At 61.1% G+C, this 5,386-nt stretch carries 4 protein-coding genes and 1 pseudogene; 1 reads left to right on the plus strand and 4 read right to left on the minus strand.

All coding sequences use genetic code 11. From position 1 onward, the window contains the following. Positions 1-116: 116 nt before the first annotated feature. The 3 genes from clpA to EN939_RS19450 form a co-directional block, all read right to left on the minus strand. Positions 117-2,585, minus strand: a complete 2,469-nt coding sequence (clpA, locus tag EN939_RS19440; RefSeq protein ID WP_127258970.1) for an ATP-dependent Clp protease ATP-binding subunit ClpA — start codon at positions 2,583-2,585, stop codon at positions 117-119. Between the two features lie 6 nt (positions 2,586-2,591). Further along, positions 2,592-2,921, minus strand: coding sequence for an ATP-dependent Clp protease adapter ClpS (gene clpS / locus EN939_RS19445; protein WP_023812950.1), 330 nt, complete (start codon positions 2,919-2,921; stop codon positions 2,592-2,594). 296 nt (positions 2,922-3,217) lie between these two features. After that, a complete protein-coding gene (locus tag EN939_RS19450; RefSeq protein ID WP_013531776.1) occupies positions 3,218-3,547 on the minus strand; it encodes a phasin family protein in 330 nt (109 codons plus the stop codon). A 285-nt stretch (positions 3,548-3,832) separates the two neighbouring features. Between EN939_RS19450 and EN939_RS19455 the strand changes: the two genes are divergently transcribed. After that, positions 3,833-5,242: a D-alanyl-D-alanine carboxypeptidase gene (locus tag EN939_RS19455; RefSeq protein ID WP_127269294.1), complete on the plus strand. Its 1,410-nt coding sequence runs from the start codon at positions 3,833-3,835 to the stop codon at positions 5,240-5,242. Positions 5,243-5,288: 46 nt separating this feature from the next. Here the strand turns inward: EN939_RS19455 and EN939_RS39145 are convergent. Further along, positions 5,289-5,386, minus strand: a pseudogene (locus EN939_RS39145) (DnaJ domain-containing protein); the annotation flags it as partial.

Consider the following 5,386-nt stretch of genomic DNA (forward strand, 5'->3'; position numbering starts at 1 on the left):
GTTCAGGGGCGGGTCGCTTCAACATGACCCAGTGAATCAAAAACCCCCAGCAAATGCCAGGGGTTTGTCAGCAGTCTGAAAGCCCCGTTTCCGGGGCTTTTCGACTTTCCTCAAGGTCAGTTCTTTCTGGGCAGTTGCGGGACGAGACTGCGCTTGCCGCCGTCCTTGCCCTTGGCTTCGGGCTTCTGCGCCACCAGCTTCTTGGCCGCCGGCTTCTTCGCCACGGCCTTTCTGGGCTTCGGCGTTTCTTCCGGCTCTTCCTTCTTCGGCTTCACCGGCGCCTCGTCGGCGAGCGATTCGAGCTTCAGGCCGGTCTCGCCGGTTTCCTTCTTCTCGACGGTGACGCGCACCGTGCCGCCCTTCTTGAGCTTGCCGAACAGCACCTCGTCGGCCAACGGCTTCTTGATGTGCTCCTGGATCACACGGCCGAGCGGCCGCGCTCCCATGCGCTCATCATAGCCCTTGTCGGCGAGCCAGGCGATCGCATCCGCCGACAGGTCGAAGGTGACGCCACGCTCGGAAAGCTGGGCCTCGAGCTGCATGACGAACTTCTGCACCACCTGATGGATGACCGGCACCGGCAGCGAGCCGAACGGGATGATCGCATCGAGCCGGTTGCGGAACTCCGGCGTGAACAACCGGTTGATCGCCTCGACATCGTCGCCTTCGCGCTTGGTCGAGCCGAAGCCGATCGCCGCGCGCTGCGCATCCGACGCGCCCGCATTGGTGGTCATGATCAGGATCACATTGCGGAAGTCGATCTGCTTGCCGTTATGGTCGGTCAGCTTGCCGTGGTCCATCACCTGCAACAGGATGTTGAACAGGTCCGGATGCGCCTTCTCGACCTCGTCGAGCAACAGCACGCAATGCGGATGCTGGTCGACGCCGTCCGTCAGAAGACCGCCCTGGTCGAAGCCGACATAGCCCGGAGGCGCGCCGATCAGCCGCGAGACGGTGTGGCGTTCCATATATTCCGACATGTCGAAGCGGATCAGCTCGACGCCGAGCGACGCGGCCAACTGCTTGGCAACTTCGGTCTTGCCGACGCCGGTCGGACCCGAGAACAGGTAGGAGCCGATCGGCTTCTCCGGTTCGCGCAGGCCGGCACGCGCCAGCTTGATCGCCGAGGTCAGCGCGGTGATCGCGGTGTCCTGGCCATAGACGACGCGCTTCAGCTCGATATCGAGGCCCTGAAGCACCTTCTCGTCGTCGGCCGAAACCGTCTTCGGCGGGATGCGGGCCATGGTGGCGATCGTCGCCTCGATCTCCTTGATGCCGATGGTCTTCTTGCGCTTGGCTTCCGGCACCAGCATCTGCGAGGCGCCGGTCTCGTCGATCACGTCGATCGCCTTGTCCGGCAGCTTGCGGTCGTTGATGTAACGTGCCGACAGTTCCACCGAGGCCTTGATCGCCTCGTTGGTGAACTTCACCTTGTGGAACTCCTCATAATAGGGCTTGAGGCCCTTCATGATCTCGATGGCGTCCTCGATGGTCGGCTCGTTGACGTCGATCTTCTGGAAGCGCCGCACCAAGGCACGGTCCTTCTCGAAGAACTGCCGGAACTCCTTGTAGGTGGTCGAGCCGATGCAGCGGATCGCACCCGATGACAGCGCCGGCTTCAACAGGTTGGACGCATCCATGGCGCCGCCTGATGTCGCCCCTGCCCCGATGACCGTGTGGATCTCATCGATGAACAGCACGGCACCGGGATAATCCTCGAGCTCCTTGACGACCTGCTTCAGCCGTTCCTCGAAATCACCGCGATAGCGCGTGCCGGCGAGCAGCGTGCCCATGTCGAGCGCGAAGATGGTGGCGTTGTGCAGCACTTCGGGAACGTCGCCCTCGACGATGCGCTTGGCCAGGCCCTCGGCGATCGCAGTCTTGCCGACGCCGGGGTCGCCGACATAGAGCGGGTTGTTCTTGGAGCGGCGGCACAGCACCTGGATGGTGCGGTTGATCTCGGATTCGCGGCCGATCAGCGGGTCGATCTTGCCGGCCTTGGCCTTGTTGTTGAGATTGACGCAATAAGCCGTCAGCGCATCCTGCTGCTGCTTCTTCTTGCCGCCTTCCTCTTGCGGCTCGGCGCCGTTCTGGCCGCCCTGCTCGTCGTCCGCACCGCGCGGCGAGCGTGTCTCTGACGCGCCCGGACGCTTGGCAATGCCGTGCGAGATGTAGTTGACCGCGTCGTAGCGGGTCATCTGCTGTTCCTGCAGGAAATAGGCGGCATGGCTCTCGCGCTCGGCGAAAATGGCGACGAGCACGTTGGCGCCCGATACTTCCTCGCGGCCGGACGACTGCACATGGATCACCGCGCGCTGGATGACGCGCTGGAAACCGGCCGTCGGCTTGGAGTCCTCGTCGTAACCGGTGACGAGGTTGTCGAGCTCGGTGTCGATATAGGTGAGAACCGTATGCTTGAGCTCATCGAGATCGACATTGCAGGCTCGCATGACGGCGGCCGCCTCGGTGTCGTCGATGAGCGCGAGCAGCAGATGTTCTAGGGTTGCATATTCATGGTGCCGCTCATTGGCGAGCGTCAGCGCCTGGTGAAGCGCCTTTTCCAGGCCTTGGGAGAAAGCCGGCATGTTACCTCACTTCTTCTCCATCACGCATTGCAGCGGATGCTGATTCTGTCGGGCGAAATCCATGACCTGGGACACTTTGGTCTCGGCCACCTCGAATGTATAGACCCCGCACTCGCCCACTCCATGATTGTGAACATGAAGCATGATGCGTGTGGCGGCTTCGCGATCCTTCTGGAAAAAACGCTCCAGCACGTGAACCACGAACTCCATCGGAGTGTAGTCGTCGTTGAGGATGAGGACCCGATAAAGGCTGGGCTTCTTGGTCTTGGTTTTGGTGCGCGTGATGACGGCCGTCCCACGGCCGGCCCCATTGCCGTTACCGTCGCCGTCTTGCATTCGCACCACGCGTCTCGTGGCAGTCAAACCTGAAGTCACGTATTCCTGCCTCTTTCGATTCCCCATGCGAGTTCGACATGTAGGTGTTCGATGTACGATTTTAAGCCCTTCTGGTTAGCTGACAATATGGCTAGGTCACCAAACTTGGACGATTTTCGCAATCGTGAAGGGGCGCGAGGCTCTGGAGCGAAAATTGACACGAAAAAGCCCGGCCGCGTTTCCGCGGCCGGGCTTTTTCTCGGGTTCAAAGGCTCAATCTGGGTCACGTCAGGCGAAATCAGTTCGCCCGGGCGAAATTACTTCGCCTTGGCAACGATCGATTCGAATGGCTTGTAAGCTTCCTTGGCGAGTTCGGCATACAGATCGCCGATCTTGGTGGCCTCGGCGACGAACGCCTCATAAGACTGCTTGGCGTAGTCCGACTGGATCTCGATCGCCTTTTCCAGCGACTTGGCTGAAAACAGCTTCTCCACAGTGGCGCTGCCGGTTTCAAAACTCTTCTTGGTGTATTCACCAGCCTCGGTGGCAATCGCCTGCGCGCCCTTGGACAGCGACGCGAAGCTCTTCAATCCGGTGTCGGCGAACTCTTTGCCGTATTTGCTGAAGTCCTCATAGGTCTGGGTCATTTCACGATTCCCTTGACGGTTGAAGCGTCCTTCTTCGGGGCGCCCTTGTGCAATGCAAGATAATATATTGTGCGCCGCACAAAAGTCAAGATTCCGCGGGCTTGCGGGCCCGCCTGCGCAGCCAATGGCTAAAAATCGAATAAAGAGAACCTCAAGCCCGAAGAAAATGGTGAACGCGGCGGTTACCATAAACGGATTGGTAACGCTGCGCCGGTAGCTTGACCGGAAGCGAGGCAGGACCCTTTGCCGCCTCCAACGCAACGAAGAAATCCAAGGGAAGTACCAGTGCGTAAGGCGTTGTTGGGCATCGTTTCCAAATCCACCTCCCCTCTCAAAACGATGATGATCGTCGCCTTGGCGATGACATTCGTTTTTGGCGACGTTGCCTCGTCGCTGGCGGCCAGGCAGGCGGCCATCGTCGTGGATGCCAAGACCGGCAAGGTGCTTTACTCCGCAGATGCCAACGGCAGGCGCTACCCAGCTTCGCTGACCAAGATGATGACGCTGTATCTGACCTTCGAAGCGATGGCGAAGGGCAAGATCAGCAGGAACACGCCAGTGGTGTTTTCCGCCAAGGCCTCCGCCGAGGCGCCGACGAAACTTGGCGTGAAGCCGGGCGGTTCCGTCACGGTCGAGACCGCGATCCTGTCGATCGTCACCAAATCGGCGAACGACTCGGCCACCGCGCTCGGCGAAATGCTCGGCGGCAATGAAACCACTTTTGCCCGCATGATGACCGCCAAGGCGCGTGCGCTGGGCATGAACGGCACCGTATTTAGAAACGCCAATGGCCTGCCCGACCCCGGCCAGTTCACCACCGCGCGCGACATGGCGACGCTCGGCATCGCGCTGCGCGAGCATTTTCCGCAGTATTACGGCTATTTCTCGCAGCGCTCCTTTCTCTACGGACGCAAGCGCATCAACGGCCACAACCGCCTGCTTGGACGTATCAAGGGTGTCGACGGCATCAAGACGGGCTACACCCGCGCCTCCGGCTTCAACCTCGTCTCGTCGGTTTCCGATGGCAATCGCCGCATCGTCGGCGTGGTCATGGGCGGCACCTCGGGCGGCAGCCGTGACAATCAGATGGCCAACCTGATCAACACCTATCTGCCGAGGGCATCGACTCGCGGCGGTGGCGATCTGGTCGCCAAGGCCGGTGGCAATAACCCGATCACCGCCCTCGCCAAGGTTCTTCTGCCCAAGCATGACGCTCCGACACCGGACGACAAGCCTGTCATAGCGCAGGACGATGCCATCGTTGCCGAGGACGCCACGGTCGCCGAAGACGACACCGCGCAGGCCGAGGAAGCAGCTCCCGTCGTCAAGACCAGAAAGGTCAAGACCGTCATCGTTTCAGCCCCCCAGGTCGCGACGGCCCAGGTGGTAGCGGCCTATGCCGAGCCGACGCCGGCGGCTGTCGACCCGGTCAACACCGCGTCGGTGCCGTCGGGCTGGGCCATTCAGGTCGCCTCGTCGCCCAAGCAGTCCGAGGCCCAGGCCTTTCTCGACAAGACCACCAAGCAGGCGCCCAAGGTGCTGGCGGACGCTTCCGGTTTCACTGTCGCCTTCGACAAGGATGGCGTCACCTATTACCGCGCCCGCTTCGGTGGTTTCGGTTCGAAGACCGCCGCCTGGAAGGCCTGTACCGCTTTGAAGAAGAAGAACATCGAGTGCTACGCCGTCCAGCAGTAGGACGGCGTGCAAGCCATCTCCCGGAAAAATTCTGCGTCGAAGGAGACTAGTTGTGATTGGAGAGCAAGACGTCCTTGGCTTCGTTAATCCGCGCCGCCAGGAAAGACGTGCCGCCGACATCGGGGTGCAGGCGCTGCATCAGGC

Origin of the sequence: Mesorhizobium sp. M7A.F.Ca.CA.002.05.1.1 (genome assembly GCF_003998335.1) — a bacterium.
Classification (GTDB): Bacteria; Pseudomonadota; Alphaproteobacteria; order Rhizobiales; family Rhizobiaceae; genus Mesorhizobium.

What these genes read in the sequence shown, in the direction of transcription:
- clpA (WP_127258970.1), bottom strand. Translation starts at nt 2,585, where the DNA reads ATGCCGGCTTTCTCCCAAGGCCTGGAAAAGGCGCTTCACCAGGCGCTG.
- clpS (WP_023812950.1), bottom strand. Translation starts at nt 2,921, where the DNA reads ATGCAAGACGGCGACGGTAACGGCAATGGGGCCGGCCGTGGGACGGCC.
- EN939_RS19450 (WP_013531776.1), bottom strand. Translation starts at nt 3,547, where the DNA reads ATGACCCAGACCTATGAGGACTTCAGCAAATACGGCAAAGAGTTCGCC.